We start from the raw sequence: 15,821 nt of genomic DNA, 5'->3' as shown, positions 1-15,821 counted from the left end.
CCAGCGGTCCTGTCGGGCGCTATTCTGGTTGGCCATTGCCTGACAGGATCTGCGCAGCACCCCGCATGGCGACGCGGAATGCCTCGTCGAAGTTGACGCCGCGCACTTGCCACTTGTAGGTCTTGCCGGCCATGGCAAGCCGCCAATCGGCGATCCAGCCCAACTCCTTGTCGCTCCAGACTAGGCTGCCGGCCAAGAGCTCTTGGTTGCCGACAGTTCTCGCAAGCAATTCGGGTGAGAGCGCACGCACCTGTTCGAAAATCGCCCCGGTTTTTACCAGAGCGGCCTTGCTTGGAATGACGATCTTCATCGCCAACGGTCCGGCTGCCGATTGAAAGGACTCTGCCATATAGGGGCTTTCGTCTCCGTCGCTCGCCAAGACAAAATGCTGGCGTGCATCTTGCACAGCCAGCAGTACCGAGATGATCGGCCGCTCGCCGAGCCACGGCTTGCTGCCGAGCTCAGCAAGCACTTTATCGATCACCGGTGGCGTGTACTGGCAAGTGAGATCGTGCGGCCGGTCGTACGTGCCTTGATCATCATGGTTTGGAATACCTTCCATGCGATCGCGGTAGCGGAAGCTGCTGACGAAGCTGCCGGCCTTGTCGCGCAGTGCTGTCATCTGAGGTTTCGCCGGCAGGCGCTGGTCGCCGGATACCCGCACCAGCACTTTGTCGAGGCAGACCTTGAAGCCGGCCTGACGATGTTCTTCTCCCTGACCATTGACGATGGTTTGCGACTGGTAGAGTTCGGCGAGGCTTGTCGCCAAGGCTGGATGGCCAGCCAGGCAGGTGCCGATCAACCCGATTGCCATCAGCGCAGGGCGCGAAAATCGAATCATAGACGACGTCCCGTCGGTGCGCGTTGCAACGCGCCTGCCATGACTTTTTCGTCATTGCTGCCTCTAGCCATCGATTGTTAGCACCGGCGTCCGGTCCGGGCCAGAGGCTGCGCTGGCGTGCCCGCCATTGACGCGGCCATGCGCCACGCTTTAGCACTTCACTCCCGGCGGGGCGCGGGGAGGGTTCTCTGGCGATGGATTTTGGCGGAGGCGACGAGATTCGCTTCGAAAGATTGGGCAGGGCCGGCGTCGTCACGCTGACGCGGCCGCAGGCGCTCAATGCCGTAACCCACCGCATGGTCAAGGCGCTGGACAAGGCGCTGCGCAGTTGGGAGCGTGACGACGGCATTGATGTCGTTGTCGTCAAGGCCGAGGGCAGGGCGTTTTCGGCAGGCGGCGACATCCTTCATATCTATGAGGCCGGCCGGGCAGGAAAGCCTCCGGTCGATTTCTTCGCCGACGAATACCGGCTGAACGCCCGTATCGCCCGTTTCAAAAAACCCTATGTCGCGCTGATCGACGGCATCGTCATGGGCGGCGGCGTCGGCATCTCCTTCCATGGCTCGCAGCGGGTGCTGACCGAGAACGCCCAGTTCGCCATGCCCGAGGTCGGCATTGGCTTTTTCCCGGATGTCGGCGCCAGCCATCTGTTGCCGGATCTCGGCGGCAGCTTCGGCATGTATCTGGCGCTGACCGGCAACCGCATCCGCCATGGCGACGCTTTGTGGTCGGGCCTGGCCACGCATACGATCAGAGCGGAGGATCAAGCTGGCTTTCTCGACCGGCTGGCGGCAAGCGGCGACCCGGAATCGGTGCTGCGCGGCTGCTTCGTCCCGGCCAAACGCGAGACCGACATGCCGACGCTCGAAGCCATCGCCAGGCATTTCGCGCAGCCGTCGCTGGCCGATATCGTCGCCAGCCTGGAGCGGGCAGCCACTGCCGACGAGTTCGCGGCAAAGACGCTGGCCACCATCCGCACCCGGTCGCCGACCAGCCTGCATGTCGCCTGGCGCCAGATCAGCGTCGGGCAGACGTTGTCGATGGACGAGTGCATGAAAATGGAGTTCCGTATCCTCAACCGCATGCTTGCCGGGCACGACTTCTATGAAGGCATCCGCGCTGCCATCATCGACAAGGGCTCGACGCCGCAATGGCGGCCGGCAGGCATCGATAACGTCAGCGCCGTGGACGTCGAAGCCTATTTCGCACCGCTCGGCGAACGGGAACTGAAGCTGTGAGCGACGTCGCCTCGAGACGCGTGGTGCTGCAGCCCTCGACGGTCGAGGTCATCTTCGCCTGGTTCCAGCGCGTCATCGCCGGCTACTGCCTGCTGTTCGGCATCTTGTACTGGATCCGGCTGATCGGCTTTTACCCCGGCCCGTTGTGGCGCTTCGACCTGATGCCGGTGCACTGGCAGGTGGCGGCGGTGGTGCTGGCGGTGTTTTTTCCATTCGCCGCCGCCGGCCTGTGGATGCTGGCGTCCTGGGGGCCGGTGATCTGGTTCATCTGCGCGGTGACCGAGACGGTCATGTATGCCGGCTTCCCCGAGCTGTTCGGCCACCGGCTGCTGATCGTCGCCTCGCATCTTGCGGTGGCGCTGCTCTACATCGTATTCCGCGTGGTGATCTGGATCCAGAAGCGGCAGGCCCGGCGATAGCAATTCCGGTCAAGGATCGGTGGCTAAATCTTTAGGTTAATTATCCTTGCTCGGGTGACCGTCCGTTAAGCCTCTTTCGAAACCCCTTACCGGTAAGCTCTTGTTAGCCTTGGCGTTTAAGTCGAATTTTATGAGTATTCGATAGTGTCGTGATCAAGGTGAAGAACAAAAAATCACCGGGCGACAAACGAGAGGCAAAGACAATGATCAATTCGCGTCCGGCGGCGAAGACCGCCAACGTATCCGATGACCGCCGCGAGGCGATCCGTTCGCTGTACATGGAATCGCTGCAGTTGGTCGAACGGCTGCATCGCCGTCTGCTTGACGTGATCAAGGACGAATTCGACCGCAACGGCCGCTCCGACATCAACGCCATCCAGGCGCTGCTCCTGTTCAACATTGGCAATTCGGAGCTGACCGCCGGCGAACTGCGCTCGCGCGGCTACTATCTCGGCTCGAATGTCTCCTACAATCTGAAGAAGCTGGTCGATCTCGGCTTCATCAATCACCAGCGCTCGCGCATCGACCGCCGTTCTGTGCGGGTTTCGCTGACGCCGAAGGGCAATGAGGTGGCGGAGGTCGTCGCCGGCCTATATGAGCGCCATGTCGGCTCGATCGAGCAGGTCGGCGGCATCAACACCGAAGAGTTCAAGCAGATGAACCGCGCCCTCCAGCGGCTGGACCGGTTCTGGAACGATACCATCGCATACCGGATGTAATCGCACCCGCTGCATCAAGATCTGAAGCTGGACCACGGAAGCGCTCCCGCGGAGCGGACCAAAGGCCGATGCCGAAAAGCACCGGTCTTTCCGTTTCGTCAGGCCGGCCGATCCAAATTCGAGCAACAGCCACGTTGCCGCCATATTCCAGTGGAACCGAAGATGCGGGTGATGCTGGGGCCAAAGCCGTGCATTTGTCCTGTGCTCAAATCGCTTCCCATGTGTTTTTACACGGAAGTGATGCGGGCCATGGTTGGCTAATTGTTAAGAAGCCAACTCTAGAGTTGGGGCGAGACCGCCCGGTGAGTTGAATTGTAGCAAGAATGTCTGGACCGTCCATGAGAACCAGCCGCCGTTTCTTCCTTTCAGGAGCCTCCGCGCTCGCAGCGGCGATGGTCGCCGGCCGCGCCAGCGCGCAGGATGTGATCGGAGATATCCTGAAATCCTCGGCCCGCGGCAATTGGGACGACCAGTTCGACGCCCGCCCAAGCCAGGGCGGCAAGGTGGCCTCGACGCTGCCCATCTTCAGCCTGCAGACCGTTTCGTTCACCGAGCAGGCGGTCGCGCAATACCAGAACATTGTCGCCCAGGGCGGCTGGGAACCGGTTCCCGACACCAAGAAATTGCAGCTCGGCGTCGACGATCCCGACGTGGTCCCGCTGCGCAAGCGTCTGATGATTGCGGGCGATCTGGCGCAGAGCGCCGGCATTTCGACAGCCTTCGATTCCTATGTCGACTCCGCGGTCAAGCGCTTCCAGGCGCGCCATGGCCTGCCTGCCGACGGGACGCTGGGCCAATATTCTTATGCCGCGATGAATGTTTCGGCGCCAATTCGGCTCGGCCAGTTGCAGACCAATCTGCAGCGGCTGCGCGAGCGCGCCGGCACGCTGGGCAACCGTTACGTGCTGGTCGACATCCCGGGCGCCCAGATCGAGGCGGTCGAGAACGATCGCGTCGTGCTGCGCCATACCGCGATCGTCGGCAAGATCGACCGCCAGACGCCGATCGTCAATTCCAAGATCAACGAGATCATCGTCAATCCCTACTGGAACGCGCCGGTCTCGATCGTGCGCAAGGACATCATTCCGCTGATGCGGAAGGACCCCAACTATCTCAAGGACAGCCACATCCGTCTGTTCGCGCCGGATGGCAGCGAGGTTGATCCGCTGACCGTCGACTGGTCGACCGACGACGCCGAGAAGTACCGCTTCCGCCAGGATCCGGGTGCTGGCAACGCGATGGCCTCGGTCAAGATCAATTTCCCCAGCCCGGACGGCGTCTACATGCACGACACGCCGCAGCAGAGCCTGTTCGGCAAGATGATGCGCTTCGATTCATCGGGCTGCGTGCGCGTCCAGAATGTGCGCGATCTCGTCACCTGGATTCTTCGCGATACGCCGGGTTGGAACCGTCAGCACTTCGAGGCAGCGATCAAGAGTGGCGAGAACGTCCCGGTGCAGGTCACCAATCCGGTGGCGGTCTATTTCCTCTACATCTCGGCCTGGTCGACAGGGCCGGGCGTGGTGCAGTTCCGCGACGACATTTACGGCCTCGACGGGGCCAACGAGCTGCAGATCACATCCGCGCTCTAAACAGCTGAGTTCATTTGCAAAAGGCCGCCGGAAGGGCGGCCCTTTTTTATTGTCGCCGTCGCGCTCTGAGCTTTGCGCATGATTCCGAAAATCGGTTCGCCACGGACCATATGCAAACCACGCGGCGCTGTTCAGGAAATCACGCGAAGCCCTGCTGTCGGCCGGCAGGCGAGGAAATAATGTGCTTTCAGGGCGCTGGCGCAATCCGGCCAGCAAATTTCGCGCAGCAAACGTGGCGGGCCGAAAGCAACTGTGTTAATGGCGCGACAGACCCCGAACCTTGAGGATTTCAGCCCATGGCAACAGCAGCGGCAGTGTCGAACAAATTCGAATCCTTCTTCGAAACCACGCTTGCCGATGCCGACCCCGAGATTTTCGGCGCCATCCGCAACGAACTCGGCCGCCAGCGCCACGAGATCGAGCTGATTGCCTCGGAAAACATTGTCTCGCGCGCCGTGCTTGAGGCGCAAGGGTCGATCATGACCAACAAATATGCCGAGGGCTATCCGGGCAAGCGCTACTATGGCGGCTGCCAATTCGTCGATGTCGCCGAGGAACTGGCCATTGAACGCGCGAAAAAGCTGTTCGGCTGCAACTTCGCCAACGTCCAGCCGAATTCCGGCAGCCAGATGAACCAGGCGGTGTTCCTGGCGCTGCTGCAGCCCGGCGACACCTTCATGGGCCTCGACCTCAATTCCGGCGGGCACCTGACGCATGGCTCGCCGGTCAATATGAGCGGCAAATGGTTCAAGGTTGTCTCCTATGGCGTGCGCAGGGATGATCATCTGCTCGACATGGATGCGATCGAGAAGACCGCCCATGAGACCAAGCCGAAATTGATCCTGGCCGGCGGCACCGCCTATTCACGCATCTGGGACTGGAAGCGTTTTCGCGAGATTGCCGATTCGATCGGTGCCTATCTGATGGTCGACATGGCCCACATCGCCGGCCTGGTCGCCGGCGGCGTGCATCCTTCGCCGCTGCCGCATGCTCATGTGGTGACCACCACGACGCACAAATCGCTGCGTGGGCCGCGCGGTGGCATGATCCTTTGCAATGACGAGGAGATTGCCAAGAAGATGAATTCGGCCGTCTTCCCCGGCCTGCAGGGCGGACCGCTGATGCATGTCATCGCCGCCAAGGCGGTGGCTCTGGGCGAAGCGCTGAACCCGAGCTTCAAGATATATGCGGAGAGCGTCGTCGCAAATGCCAAGGCGCTGGCCTCCAGCCTGCAGGAAACCGGTCTCGACATCGTCTCCGGCGGTACCGACAACCATCTGATGCTGGTCGATCTGCGTCCCAAGAACGCCACCGGCAAGCGCGCCGAAGCTGCCCTTGGCCGCGCTAACATCACCTGCAACAAGAACGGCATCCCCTTCGATCCGGAAAAGCCCTTCGTGACCTCGGGCGTTCGGCTCGGCACGCCGGCCGGCACCACGCGCGGCTTCGGCCAGGCCGAGTTCCGTGAGATCGGCAAGCTGATCACCGAAGTGCTGGATGGACTGAAGGTCGCCAATTCCGATGAGGGCAATGCGGCCGTCGAGACAGCCGTGAAGGCCAAGGTGGCGGCATTGACGGATCGTTTTCCGCTTTATCCGTATCTTGGTTGACCGACGCTAGTGACCTCCATGTGCGGGACAATCCCGGTGCGACAGCAAGGCACCTGCGGAGAAGCTCAATGATGCCAACTTTCCGTTTCGCCGGCTTTGGTGCCTTGCTGGCATCGGCTATCTTGCAGCTGTCCGGCCTCGCCTTGGCACAGACCGAGCCGACCCCGGCAGCACCCAAGACAGAGACCTTCGGCAGGTGGTCCACCACGGTGGACGAGGTCAACACCGGTGAGGATGTGCGCAAGACCTGCGCCGCCTCGACGGTCTTTTTCGACGCAAACGGCACCAGCGGCACCCTTACGCTAGCCATCTCGAATGGCGACGTACTGCCGCCCGAGGGCTATCCGAGCCTCATCATCGCCGTGAGAAACGGTGACTTGCCTAAGGGCGACAACATCCCGGCGGTGTTCCGCGACGTCAACGACAAGATCAAGGCTGGTTTTCATCTTATCGCCGACGGCCAGTGGATAGTGAACAACAAGCCCGAGACAACCCTCGCCATACTGCGTGCCATGCGCCGTACCAGCGCCCTCGATGTCAGCTTCGCCGACAAGCCGGTCGCGACCATATCGATGGACGGCTTCACCAAGGCCTATCGCTATCTCGGCACGTCCTGCGGCTTCCCGACCGGCGACGTCGCTCCCTGATTGGCGGATTGCCGTCCAACTGATTGCCGCTCTCGCAATTTTCCTCGTGCCTCGCTATCTCTGAGACGCGATCGGTCATCGGCCATACTTTGCCATCGTGGCAAAAACCTCTAAGCCTTTCGCTCCACGAGAATCGCGAACCGAAGGCTCTCCATGCGCTGTCCCTACTGCCAGTCCGAAGATACGCAGGTGAAGGATTCGCGCCCCGCCGAAGACGGCGCGGCGATCCGCAGGCGGCGCGTCTGCCCGGATTGCGGCGGCCGCTTCACCACTTTCGAGCGCGTCCAATTGCGCGATCTCGTCGTGGTGAAGAAGTCGGGACGCAAGGTGCCGTTCGACCGCGACAAGCTGCTGCGCTCGGTCGAGATTGCGGTACGCAAGCGTAACGTCGACCCGGAGCGCATCGACCGCGCGGTGACCGGCATAGTGCGCCAGCTGGAAAGCTCGGGCGAGACCGAGGTCGCCTCCGGCGAAGTCGGCCGGCTGGTCATGGAGGCGCTTAAGTCGCTCGACGATGTCGCCTATGTGCGCTTTGCCTCCGTCTACCGCAATTTCCGCGAGGCCAAGGATTTCCACGACGTGTTGGGCGAGCTCAAAGGCGACGAGCTCAAAAGTGACGAGCCCAGGGGCCGAGAGCTGAAGAGCGAAGAGGACGCCGGCTGAGCATGGCAGGGTCCGAGCGCAGCACGGCGAAGCAAGAGGTCCTCGATCGCCGCTATATGGCGGCAGCCCTCAGGCTGTCGCGCAAAAATGCCGGCCGGACGTCGACCAATCCTTCCGTCGGCACGCTCATCGTACGCGATGACGGCGACGGGCCAATGATCGTCGGCAGCGGCGTCACGGCCGTCGGCGGCCGGCCGCATGCCGAAACCGAGGCGCTGGCCGAGGCCGGTGAGCGGGCGCAAGGCGCCACCGCCTATGTAACGCTGGAGCCTTGCGCCCATCACGGCCGCACGCCGCCTTGCGCCAATGCGCTGGTCAGCGCCGGCGTCGCGCGGGTGGTTGGCGCTGCCAGCGATCCGGACCCGCGTGTTTCCGGCAAGGGCTACGCCATCTTGCGTGCCGCGGGCGTCGAGGTGATGGAAAAAGTGCTGGCGGCCAAGGCCGCGGAGCAGATGGCCGGCTATTTGATTCGATCTCTGAAAAAACGCCCGGAAGTGATTCTAAAGCTTGCGCTTTCGAGCGACAATAAGATCGGCGTGAAAGGCGAGGGGCAGGTCTCCATTACCGGCGATATCGCGCGGCGCGAAGTCTATCTGATGCGCGCCGAAGCGGACGGCATATTGATCGGCATCGGCACCGCGCTGGAGGACGATCCGGCGCTGACGGTGCGGCTGCCGGGACTTGAGAACCGTTCGCCGGCGCGCATCGTGCTCGACCGCCAGATCAGGCTGCCGGAGACCTCGAAGCTGGTTTCCGGCGTCGACCGGGTCCCGCTCTATGTCGCCGCGTGTGCCGAGGCCGATCCACGTCGGCGGGCCGCGCTCGAACGCACCGGAGTGCGCTTCATCGGCACTGAGACGTATGAAGGCGATATTGCGCTGCCGGAACTGCTCGAGGATCTGGCGGCGCTGGGCATGGCGAGCGTGCTGGTCGAGGGCGGCGCCAAGGTGGCCAAGGCGTTCCTCGACGAACAACTCGTCGATCGCATCGTGCTGTTTCAGGGGCCGGATGCGATCGGCGAGGACGGCATTGCATCGCCGATAGATGCCAACCATATCCCGCCGGGATTTCGCAAATTGCGCGACATGCGTTTCGGCGAAGACACATATGCCGAATGGACAAGAGACATTTAGGACCGAACTGATGTTCACTGGGCCAAAGTAATGTTCACTGGAATCGTCACCGATGTCGGCACCGTCGCCGCCGTGAAGCCGCTCAGGGAAGGCGTCGGTTTGCGCATCGACACCGCCTACGATCCGCAGACCATTGCCATTGGCGCTTCAATTTCGTGCGGCGGCGTCTGCCTGACGGTAACGGGATTGCCGGAAGACGGCGCGAACGCACGCTGGTTCGAAGTCGAGGCCTGGGAAGAAGCACTCAGGCTGACGACCGCGATGGGCTGGAAATCCGGCACGCGCATCAACCTGGAGCGGGCGCTGAAGATCGGCGACGAGCTTGGCGGCCATATCGTGTCAGGCCATGTCGACGGAATGGCCGAGATCGTGGCCGGCAAGGAAGAGGGTGACGCCGTCCGCTTTACCCTGGAAGCACCGCGCGAGCTTGCCAAATTCATCGCCCCCAAGGGTTCCGTCGCGCTCGACGGCACTTCGCTCACCGTCAACAAGGTCGAAGGCACCCGCTTCGACGTGCTATTGATCCACCACTCGCTGACGGTCACCACCTGGGGCGAACGCCAGGTCGGCGACCGCGTCAACCTCGAGATCGACACCATGGCCCGCTACGCGGCGCGACTGGTGGAGGCGGCCAAAGAGGGACTTTGAGGCGATCGCCCATAAAGTCCATTCCCTGATGCGGCCGCCACCGGGTTGGCCTTGAACGTTCCTTCAGCAATCTTCCGCTTGCGATCAAACCGGCTTCGGCCTAAGTCACCGGCGATCCCCGGAGACATCTATGGCTGGCACATCCCAACACGGCAAAGCGTTCATCCGTCCGAAGAAGAAGGCCCACCTTCTTGTCATCGAGGCGCGCTTTCACGACGACCTTGCGGACGCGTTGCTCGAAGGCGCGACCAGCGCGCTCGACGAAGCGGGCGCGACATACGATGTCGTCACCGTTCCGGGCTCGCTCGAAATCCCGGCGGTGATTTCCTTCGCGCTCGACGGTGCTTCCGAAGGCGGGACGAGCTATGACGGTTTCGTCGCCCTCGGCACGGTGGTCCGCGGCGACACCTATCATTTCGATATCGTCGCCAATGAATCCAGCCGTGCCCTGATGGACCTGTCCGTGCAGGATTCAGTCTGCATCGGCAATGGCATCCTGACCACCGAAAACGACGAACAGGCCTGGACACGGGCCAGGCGCTCCGAAGGCGACAAGGGCGGCTTTGCGGCGCGTGCGGCGCTGACTATGATCGCCCTAAAGGAACAACTGGGAGAGCGAACGTGAGCGAACCCGCTTCGCCCGGCCAGCCTGCGGTTCGCCATGCCAACAAGCGCGGTGCTGCCCGCCTGGCGGCTGTGCAGGCGCTCTACCAGATGGATGTCGCCGGCAGCGGCGTGTTTGAGATCACCGCCGAATACGAGGCGTTCAGGCTCGGCAAGGAAGTCGACGGCGCGCTCTATCGCGAGGCCGATGCGCAATGGTTTCGCGCCATTCTTGCCGGCGTTGTCGAGCACCAGAAGACCATCGATCCGATTATCCGCCAGGCGCTGACCGAGGACTGGCCGCTGTCGAGGCTCGATTCGACGTTGCGCGCCATATTGCGTGCCGGCGTCTACGAATTGATGAAACGCGAGGACGTGCCGGTGGCGGTCATCGTCTCCGAATATGTCGACATCGCCAAGGCATTTTACGAAGAAGACGAGCCGAAACTGGTCAATGCGGTGCTTGATCGCGTGTCGCGCCGCGTGCGTGGCGAGGGCCGCGGCAAGGACGCCTCATGACTGCTATCGTCGTCGTTGGGGCCGGCAAGGAAGCGCGTCGCACCGCTTTCATCCTCGCAGCCTCGCAGGCGATCATCGGTTCGGCGGCACCCATCGCCATTTCCATGGGCGGACTGGCCGGGCAGTACCTCCTCGAAGCCGACAAGTCGCTGGCAACCGCGCCGATCACCGGCTTCAATGTCGGCGTGGCGCTCGGTTCCCTGCCGGCCGCGGCGATCATCCGCCGGCTCGGCCAGCGCGACGGCTTCATGACCGGCACTGCGGTCACAGCGCTTGGCGGGCTGGTCGCTACGTTGGCGCTGTTTCATGCCAGCTTCTGGCTGTTCGCTTTCGGCCTTGCCGTGATCGGGATCGGCGGTGCCTTTGTCCAGCAATTCCGCTTTGCCGCCGCCGACAATGCTCCGCCTGAATTCAAGGCGCGCGCCATCTCCTTCGTGCTGGCCGGCGGCATCGTCACCGCCATACTTGGGCCGCAGATCGTCATTTTCACCGGCGACCTGTTCTCGCCGGTGAAGTTTGCCGGCTCGTTTGCGTCCATCCTGGTGCTGGCGGCGGTTGGCGCCGCCATCCTCTCTTTATTGCGCATCCCAGCCAAGGCAACCGAGAAGGTGGAAATCGCCGACAGCGACGCCCGGCCGCTCTTAGAAATCGTCACCAGGCCGCGCTTCGTCGCGGCGCTGTTTTGCGCCATCGGCAGCTACGCGCTGATGAGCTTCGTCATGACCGGCGCGCCACTGGCCATGGTCGGCTGCGGCCTTTCGACCGACGACGCCACGCTCGGCATTTCCTGGCATGTGATGGCGATGTTCGCGCCGAGCTTCTTCACGGGGTCGCTGATTTATCGTTTTGGCGCGGAGCGGATCGTGGCCATCGGCCTGGTGCTGCTCATTGGCTGCGGTATAGTCGCGCTGTCGGGGTTGGCACTGTGGCAGTTCTGGACAACGCTGATCCTGCTCGGCCTCGGCTGGAACTTCAGCTTCATCGGCGCCACCGCCATGGTGGCTGACAGCTACCAGCCATCCGAAAAAGGCAAGGTCCAGGGGTTCCACGATTTCGTCCTGTTCGGCTCCGTCGCCTTCGCCTCGCTGATGTCGGGCGCAGTCTACAATGCCTGGGGCTGGGAGATGCTGAACTGGATGATTTTTCCGGTCGTCGCGCTGTGCTTCGTGGCACTGGGCGTGTTGAAGATGACGGGCTTGCGTGCGGCCAGCTGACGCCACGCTGTCGGGACGAGACAACAGCGGATTCACCCAAATCCGAACAAAATTATTCCGTCCATCACCCTTCTTATGAAACCGTGTACCCCGACGGGGCATCGAAGCCATGCTCATATGCGGCAGCCATATTCCGGTTCACAGCAAGGGATTTGTGAGATGTTTTCAATCAAGGTTCTGGCCGGCACCGTGCTGGCGCTCGGCATCACGGTGGCCTCGGCGAGTGCCCAGGTGGTGGTGTCGTCGAAGATCGACACCGAGGGCGGCGTGCTCGGCAACATCATCCAGCTGGTGCTGAACGCCAATAATATCCAGACCACCGACCGCATCCAACTCGGCGGCACGCCTGTGGTACGCAAGGCAATTACGGCCGGCGAGATCGACATCTATCCGGAATACACCGGCAACGCCGCATTCTTCTTCGAGAAGGCCGACGATCCGGTGTGGAAGGATGCCGCTAAGGCCTACGAGACTGCCAAGAAGCTCGATTACGACGCCAACAAGATCGTCTGGCTGTCCCCGTCACCGGCTAACAACACCTGGGCGATCGCCCTGCGTAAGGAGGTCGCCGATACCAACAAGCTCGTCACCCTTTCCGACTTCGGCAAATATGTCTCGGGCGGCGGCAAGGTGGTGCTGGCGGCGTCCGCCGAGTTCGTCAATTCGGCGGCCGCGCTGCCCGCTTTCCAGAAGACCTATGGCTTTACGCTGAAGCCGGACCAGTTGATCACGCTGTCGGGCGGCGATACGGCGGCGACGATTGCCGCTGCGGCCAACCAGACCAACGGCGCCAACGCGGCCATGGTCTACGGCACCGACGGCGGCATCGCGCCCTCCGGCCTCGTCGTGCTTGAGGACGACAAGGGTGTGCAGCCGGTCTACCAGCCGGCGCCGATCATCCGCGAGGCGGTGCTGAAGGAGCACCCGGAAATCGAGACGCTGCTGAAGCCGGTCTTCGCCAAGCTCGATCTCGTCACGCTGCAGGAGTTGAATGGCCGCGTCCAGGTTGGCGGCGAACCGGTCAAGGGCGTCGCCGAAGGCTTTTTGAAAAAGAACGGCTTCCTCAAGTAAGGCGATTCCGGCGCGCCGCTTTCGAGGTGCGCGGATCGGCCGATGGGGGAGGGCGTGCGCATCCGGTTTGACAAGCTCGGCGTGGTTATTGCGGCGATATCAGCCTATGCGGCTTTTGCGGCACCATTCGCCACGTTCCGCGCCAATCGCATCGTACCCGGCGAGGCGCGCTCGATCCTCGAATCTTTGCCTGCGGCGGTCGGTCCGCTATTGATGGCGATTGTTGTCGCAGCGGCGCTCATTGCATTGCTGAAAACGCCGCTTGCTCTGCGCCTCGCCGCCAGTGTGGTTCCACTTGCAGCGCTGGCGCTGCTGATCGGCGTTGCCGGCAGCTTCCTGACGCCCGCCGGCAACACCTTCGCCCGTATCTCGCCGGCTTCGGGCTTCTGGCTGTTTATCTTCGCCTTCACGCTTCTGCTCGCCGACGTGCTTACAAGGCTGAACCTGTCGCCGCAGGCACGGGTCGGCGTGCTTGTTGTCGCCGCAGCGGCGATCGGCCTGCTGCTGGTCTCGGGGAGCTGGAACAGCCTGTCGATCCTCAAGGAATATTTCAATCGCGCCGATAGTTTTTGGGCGGAAGGCTCCAAGCACGTGACGCTGGCGCTGGGTTCGCTGGCGGCAGCAGTGATTATCGGCCTGCCGCTCGGCATCCTCTGCCACCGCGTCGAGAAATTGCGGGCCGGCGTGCTCAACGTGCTGAACATCATTCAGACCATTCCTTCGATCGCGCTGTTCGGCCTCTTGATAGCACCGCTCGGCTGGGTCGCTTCGCATGTGCCGGGTGCTGCCGCGCTCGGCATTCGCGGCATCGGCACGGCGCCGGCTTTCGTCGCCCTGTTCCTCTATTCACTGCTGCCGGTGGTGGCCAACACCGTGGTCGGCCTTGCCGGTGTGCCGCGTGCCGCCAACGACGCAGCGCGCGGCATGGGCATGACCGACCGCCAGCGGCTGTTCGGCGTCGAGTTTCCGCTGGCTTTCCCGGTGATCCTCACCGGCATTCGCATCGTGCTGGTGCAGAATATCGGCCTCGCCACCATTGCCGCGCTGATCGGCGGCGGCGGCTTTGGCGTATTCGTATTCCAGGGAGTCGGCCAGACGGCGATGGACCTGGTGCTGCTCGGTGCCGTGCCGACGGTGGCGCTGGCCTTCGCCGCCGCCATCATCCTCGATGGAGTGATCGAAATGAGCGCCAGCAAGCGCAGGGTTTAAACGGCATGATCGAGATCGAAGGCATCACCAAGCGCTACGGCGAGACGACAGTGGTCGACGACGTGTCGATAGTAATCGAGCCGCGCAGCATCGCCGTCATCGTCGGCACCTCCGGCTCCGGCAAGACGACGCTGCTTCGCATGATCAACCGGCTGGTCGAGCCGACATCGGGCGTGATCAAGCTCGACGGCGTCGACAACCGCTCGGTGCCTGATTATGAGCTGCGTCGCAGCATCGGCTATGCCATCCAGGGCCACGGTCTGTTTCCGCATCGCACGGTGGCACAGAACATCGCCACTGTGCCGGTATTGCTCGGCTGGGACGCCAACCGCATCAAAGCCCGCGTCGACGAGCTGATGACGCTATATCAGCTCGACCCGCAAGCCTACGGGCCACGCTATCCGCATGAGCTTTCCGGCGGCCAGCAGCAGCGCGTCGGCGTCGCCCGAGCGCTTGCCGCGGAACCCAACGTGCTGTTGATGGATGAGCCGTTCGGCGCGCTCGATCCAATCATCCGCAACAAGGCGCAGGAGGATCTGCTGGCGATCCAGAAGCGCTTCGGCACCACCATCATCCTAGTCACCCATGACATGGAAGAGGCCGTTCACATGGGCGACAAGATCGCGGTGATGGACGGCGGCAAAGTAGTGCAATATGCCGCGCCGGCCGAGATACTGGCGAAACCGGCCAGCGCGTTTGTCGAGACCCTGGTTGGCGCCAGCGAAAAACCGTTCCGGCTGTTATCGCTTGGCCGGGTGCGCGACGCGGTGGAAAAAGGCACGGCCGAAGGCGAGGCGATCCCCGGTGATGCCAGCCAACGCGACGCGTTGGCCGAACTCCTGTGGTCGGGCCGCCCGGCACTGCCGGTGAAAGATACTGATGGCAAATCGCTTGGCCGCGTCACTGTGGATGGACTGGTTAAACGCGCGGCGAGGCCGGCATGAAAGCCTGGCTTCCATCACTGCTCAGGCTTGCCCTGGTGGTGCTGCTTATTGCCTTCGTCACCAATCCCGGCTGGTTCGAACCGCTGCTGAAGCCGCTGACAGAGAACAACGCGCCGGTAATCTACAATCAGGGCAGCCTTTTGACGTTGACGCTGCTGCATCTGCAGACCGTCCTGATCGCAACGGTTGCCGCGACGATCGTTGCGGTCGCGCTCGCCATTCTGGTCACCAGGCCAGCCGGCGCCGAATTCCTGCCGCTGTCGCGCAGCCTGGTCAATATCGGCCAGACCTTTCCGCCGGTGGCGGTGCTGGCGCTTGCCGTGCCGGCCGTCGGCTTCGGCGAAAAGCCGACGCTGATTGCGTTGTTTCTCTATGGCCTGCTGCCGATCTTCGAGAACGCGCTGACCGGCCTGACGACGCTGCCGGCCAATGTCGTCGAGGCGGCGCGTGGCGCCGGCATGACCGGCTGGCAAAGGCTGGTCAAGGTCGAACTGCCGCTCAGCGCGCCGATCATCCTCGGCGGTATCCGGCTGTCGGTGGTGATCAGCCTCGCCACCGCGACCATCGGCTCGACAGTGGCGGCGAGGACATTGGGCGAGGTGATCATCGCCGGCCTGCTGTCGAACAACCTCGCCTTCATCCTGCAGGGCGGCCTGATCGTCGCCGCCCTTGCCGTGCTGATCTATGACGGGCTGTCGGCGATCGAGCGCTACACGGGCCGGCGCATGGGGCGCGAGGTGGAGTAGCCCCT

17 protein-coding genes are annotated in these 15,821 nt (G+C 62.8%); 16 read left to right on the top strand and 1 reads right to left on the bottom strand.

Annotation, left to right across the window (positions count from 1 at the left end):
• Positions 1 to 19: 19 nt before the first annotated feature.
• Entirely contained in the window at positions 20 to 841 is an 822-nt protein-coding gene (locus tag NKJ93_RS04640; protein ID WP_352495302.1) for a DUF2066 domain-containing protein, read from the bottom strand.
• 194 nt (positions 842 to 1,035) lie between these two features.
• On the opposite strand from NKJ93_RS04640, the gene NKJ93_RS04635 reads away from it, so the two are divergent.
• From NKJ93_RS04635 to NKJ93_RS04560, 16 genes are all read left to right on the top strand, one after another.
• Positions 1,036 to 2,079 (top strand): enoyl-CoA hydratase/isomerase family protein, encoded by a 1,044-nt coding sequence (locus NKJ93_RS04635; RefSeq protein ID WP_352495303.1) that lies wholly within the window; start codon positions 1,036 to 1,038, stop codon positions 2,077 to 2,079.
• Complete coding sequence (locus tag NKJ93_RS04630; protein WP_352495304.1) at positions 2,076 to 2,498, top strand: DUF6163 family protein; 423 nt, start codon at positions 2,076 to 2,078, stop codon at positions 2,496 to 2,498. Before NKJ93_RS04635 ends, NKJ93_RS04630 begins: the two co-directional genes overlap by 4 nt.
• A 203-nt stretch (positions 2,499 to 2,701) precedes the next feature.
• Positions 2,702 to 3,217 (top strand): transcriptional regulator LdtR, encoded by a 516-nt coding sequence (gene ldtR, locus NKJ93_RS04625; protein ID WP_023674486.1) that lies wholly within the window; start codon positions 2,702 to 2,704, stop codon positions 3,215 to 3,217.
• Positions 3,218 to 3,555: 338 nt separating this feature from the next.
• The gene (locus NKJ93_RS04620; protein WP_023717271.1) at positions 3,556 to 4,809 is read left to right on the top strand and encodes a L,D-transpeptidase family protein; all 1,254 of its coding nucleotides are present in this window, start codon (positions 3,556 to 3,558) and stop codon (positions 4,807 to 4,809) included.
• 296 nt (positions 4,810 to 5,105) lie between these two features.
• Positions 5,106 to 6,419, top strand: coding sequence for a serine hydroxymethyltransferase (glyA, locus tag NKJ93_RS04615; protein ID WP_352587797.1), 1,314 nt, complete (start codon positions 5,106 to 5,108; stop codon positions 6,417 to 6,419).
• Between the two features lie 68 nt (positions 6,420 to 6,487).
• Positions 6,488 to 7,066 carry an invasion associated locus B family protein gene (locus NKJ93_RS04610; protein ID WP_352481232.1) on the top strand — a complete coding sequence of 193 codons (579 nt, stop codon included), beginning with the start codon at positions 6,488 to 6,490 and terminating at the stop codon, positions 7,064 to 7,066.
• A 153-nt stretch (positions 7,067 to 7,219) separates the two neighbouring features.
• On the top strand, positions 7,220 to 7,729 hold the full coding sequence (gene nrdR, locus NKJ93_RS04605; RefSeq protein WP_023717275.1) for a transcriptional regulator NrdR: 510 nt from the start codon (positions 7,220 to 7,222) through the stop codon (positions 7,727 to 7,729).
• A gap of 2 nt (positions 7,730 to 7,731) precedes the next feature.
• Positions 7,732 to 8,862 carry a bifunctional diaminohydroxyphosphoribosylaminopyrimidine deaminase/5-amino-6-(5-phosphoribosylamino)uracil reductase RibD gene (ribD, locus tag NKJ93_RS04600; protein ID WP_352587794.1) on the top strand — a complete coding sequence of 377 codons (1,131 nt, stop codon included), beginning with the start codon at positions 7,732 to 7,734 and terminating at the stop codon, positions 8,860 to 8,862.
• Between the two features lie 30 nt (positions 8,863 to 8,892).
• On the top strand, positions 8,893 to 9,510 hold the full coding sequence (locus tag NKJ93_RS04595) for a riboflavin synthase (RefSeq protein WP_352587791.1): 618 nt from the start codon (positions 8,893 to 8,895) through the stop codon (positions 9,508 to 9,510).
• A 130-nt stretch (positions 9,511 to 9,640) separates the two neighbouring features.
• Positions 9,641 to 10,135, top strand: coding sequence for a 6,7-dimethyl-8-ribityllumazine synthase (gene ribH / locus NKJ93_RS04590; RefSeq protein WP_023717278.1), 495 nt, complete (start codon positions 9,641 to 9,643; stop codon positions 10,133 to 10,135).
• Positions 10,132 to 10,632: a transcription antitermination factor NusB gene (nusB, locus tag NKJ93_RS04585; protein WP_023717279.1), complete on the top strand. Its 501-nt coding sequence runs from the start codon at positions 10,132 to 10,134 to the stop codon at positions 10,630 to 10,632. The genes ribH and nusB overlap by 4 nt, the downstream gene beginning before the upstream one ends.
• Complete coding sequence (locus NKJ93_RS04580; RefSeq protein ID WP_352587788.1) at positions 10,629 to 11,846, top strand: MFS transporter; 1,218 nt, start codon at positions 10,629 to 10,631, stop codon at positions 11,844 to 11,846. Before nusB ends, NKJ93_RS04580 begins: the two co-directional genes overlap by 4 nt.
• A gap of 159 nt (positions 11,847 to 12,005) precedes the next feature.
• A complete protein-coding gene (osmF, locus tag NKJ93_RS04575; RefSeq protein WP_023717281.1) occupies positions 12,006 to 12,917 on the top strand; it encodes a glycine betaine ABC transporter substrate-binding protein OsmF in 912 nt (303 codons plus the stop codon).
• A gap of 42 nt (positions 12,918 to 12,959) precedes the next feature.
• The gene (locus NKJ93_RS04570; protein WP_352587785.1) at positions 12,960 to 14,126 is read left to right on the top strand and encodes an ABC transporter permease; all 1,167 of its coding nucleotides are present in this window, start codon (positions 12,960 to 12,962) and stop codon (positions 14,124 to 14,126) included.
• Between the two features lie 5 nt (positions 14,127 to 14,131).
• Positions 14,132 to 15,070, top strand: a complete 939-nt coding sequence (locus NKJ93_RS04565) for an ABC transporter ATP-binding protein (protein WP_352481228.1) — start codon at positions 14,132 to 14,134, stop codon at positions 15,068 to 15,070.
• Entirely contained in the window at positions 15,067 to 15,816 is a 750-nt protein-coding gene (locus tag NKJ93_RS04560; protein WP_352481227.1) for an ABC transporter permease, read from the top strand. Before NKJ93_RS04565 ends, NKJ93_RS04560 begins: the two co-directional genes overlap by 4 nt.
• The last annotated feature ends 5 nt before the right edge of the window (positions 15,817 to 15,821 follow it).

Origin of the sequence: Mesorhizobium sp. M0028 (genome assembly GCF_040323855.1) — a bacterium.
In the GTDB taxonomy this organism is placed as follows: domain Bacteria; phylum Pseudomonadota; class Alphaproteobacteria; order Rhizobiales; family Rhizobiaceae; genus Mesorhizobium.
Note: the sequence above shows the minus strand (reverse complement) of the source record. Positions and strands in the feature narration are given on the sequence as shown.

What these genes read in the sequence shown, in the direction of transcription:
- ribD (WP_352587794.1), top strand. Translation starts at nt 7,732, where the DNA reads ATGGCAGGGTCCGAGCGCAGCACGGCGAAGCAAGAGGTCCTCGATCGC.
- NKJ93_RS04620 (WP_023717271.1), top strand. Translation starts at nt 3,556, where the DNA reads ATGAGAACCAGCCGCCGTTTCTTCCTTTCAGGAGCCTCCGCGCTCGCA.
- NKJ93_RS04565 (WP_352481228.1), top strand. Translation starts at nt 14,132, where the DNA reads ATGATCGAGATCGAAGGCATCACCAAGCGCTACGGCGAGACGACAGTG.
- NKJ93_RS04560 (WP_352481227.1), top strand. Translation starts at nt 15,067, where the DNA reads ATGAAAGCCTGGCTTCCATCACTGCTCAGGCTTGCCCTGGTGGTGCTG.
- NKJ93_RS04570 (WP_352587785.1), top strand. Translation starts at nt 12,960, where the DNA reads ATGGGGGAGGGCGTGCGCATCCGGTTTGACAAGCTCGGCGTGGTTATT.
- NKJ93_RS04580 (WP_352587788.1), top strand. Translation starts at nt 10,629, where the DNA reads ATGACTGCTATCGTCGTCGTTGGGGCCGGCAAGGAAGCGCGTCGCACC.
- NKJ93_RS04640 (WP_352495302.1), bottom strand. Translation starts at nt 841, where the DNA reads ATGATTCGATTTTCGCGCCCTGCGCTGATGGCAATCGGGTTGATCGGC.
- NKJ93_RS04610 (WP_352481232.1), top strand. Translation starts at nt 6,488, where the DNA reads ATGATGCCAACTTTCCGTTTCGCCGGCTTTGGTGCCTTGCTGGCATCG.
- NKJ93_RS04595 (WP_352587791.1), top strand. Translation starts at nt 8,893, where the DNA reads ATGTTCACTGGAATCGTCACCGATGTCGGCACCGTCGCCGCCGTGAAG.
- NKJ93_RS04635 (WP_352495303.1), top strand. Translation starts at nt 1,036, where the DNA reads ATGGATTTTGGCGGAGGCGACGAGATTCGCTTCGAAAGATTGGGCAGG.
- ribH (WP_023717278.1), top strand. Translation starts at nt 9,641, where the DNA reads ATGGCTGGCACATCCCAACACGGCAAAGCGTTCATCCGTCCGAAGAAG.
- osmF (WP_023717281.1), top strand. Translation starts at nt 12,006, where the DNA reads ATGTTTTCAATCAAGGTTCTGGCCGGCACCGTGCTGGCGCTCGGCATC.
- glyA (WP_352587797.1), top strand. Translation starts at nt 5,106, where the DNA reads ATGGCAACAGCAGCGGCAGTGTCGAACAAATTCGAATCCTTCTTCGAA.
- nrdR (WP_023717275.1), top strand. Translation starts at nt 7,220, where the DNA reads ATGCGCTGTCCCTACTGCCAGTCCGAAGATACGCAGGTGAAGGATTCG.
- ldtR (WP_023674486.1), top strand. Translation starts at nt 2,702, where the DNA reads ATGATCAATTCGCGTCCGGCGGCGAAGACCGCCAACGTATCCGATGAC.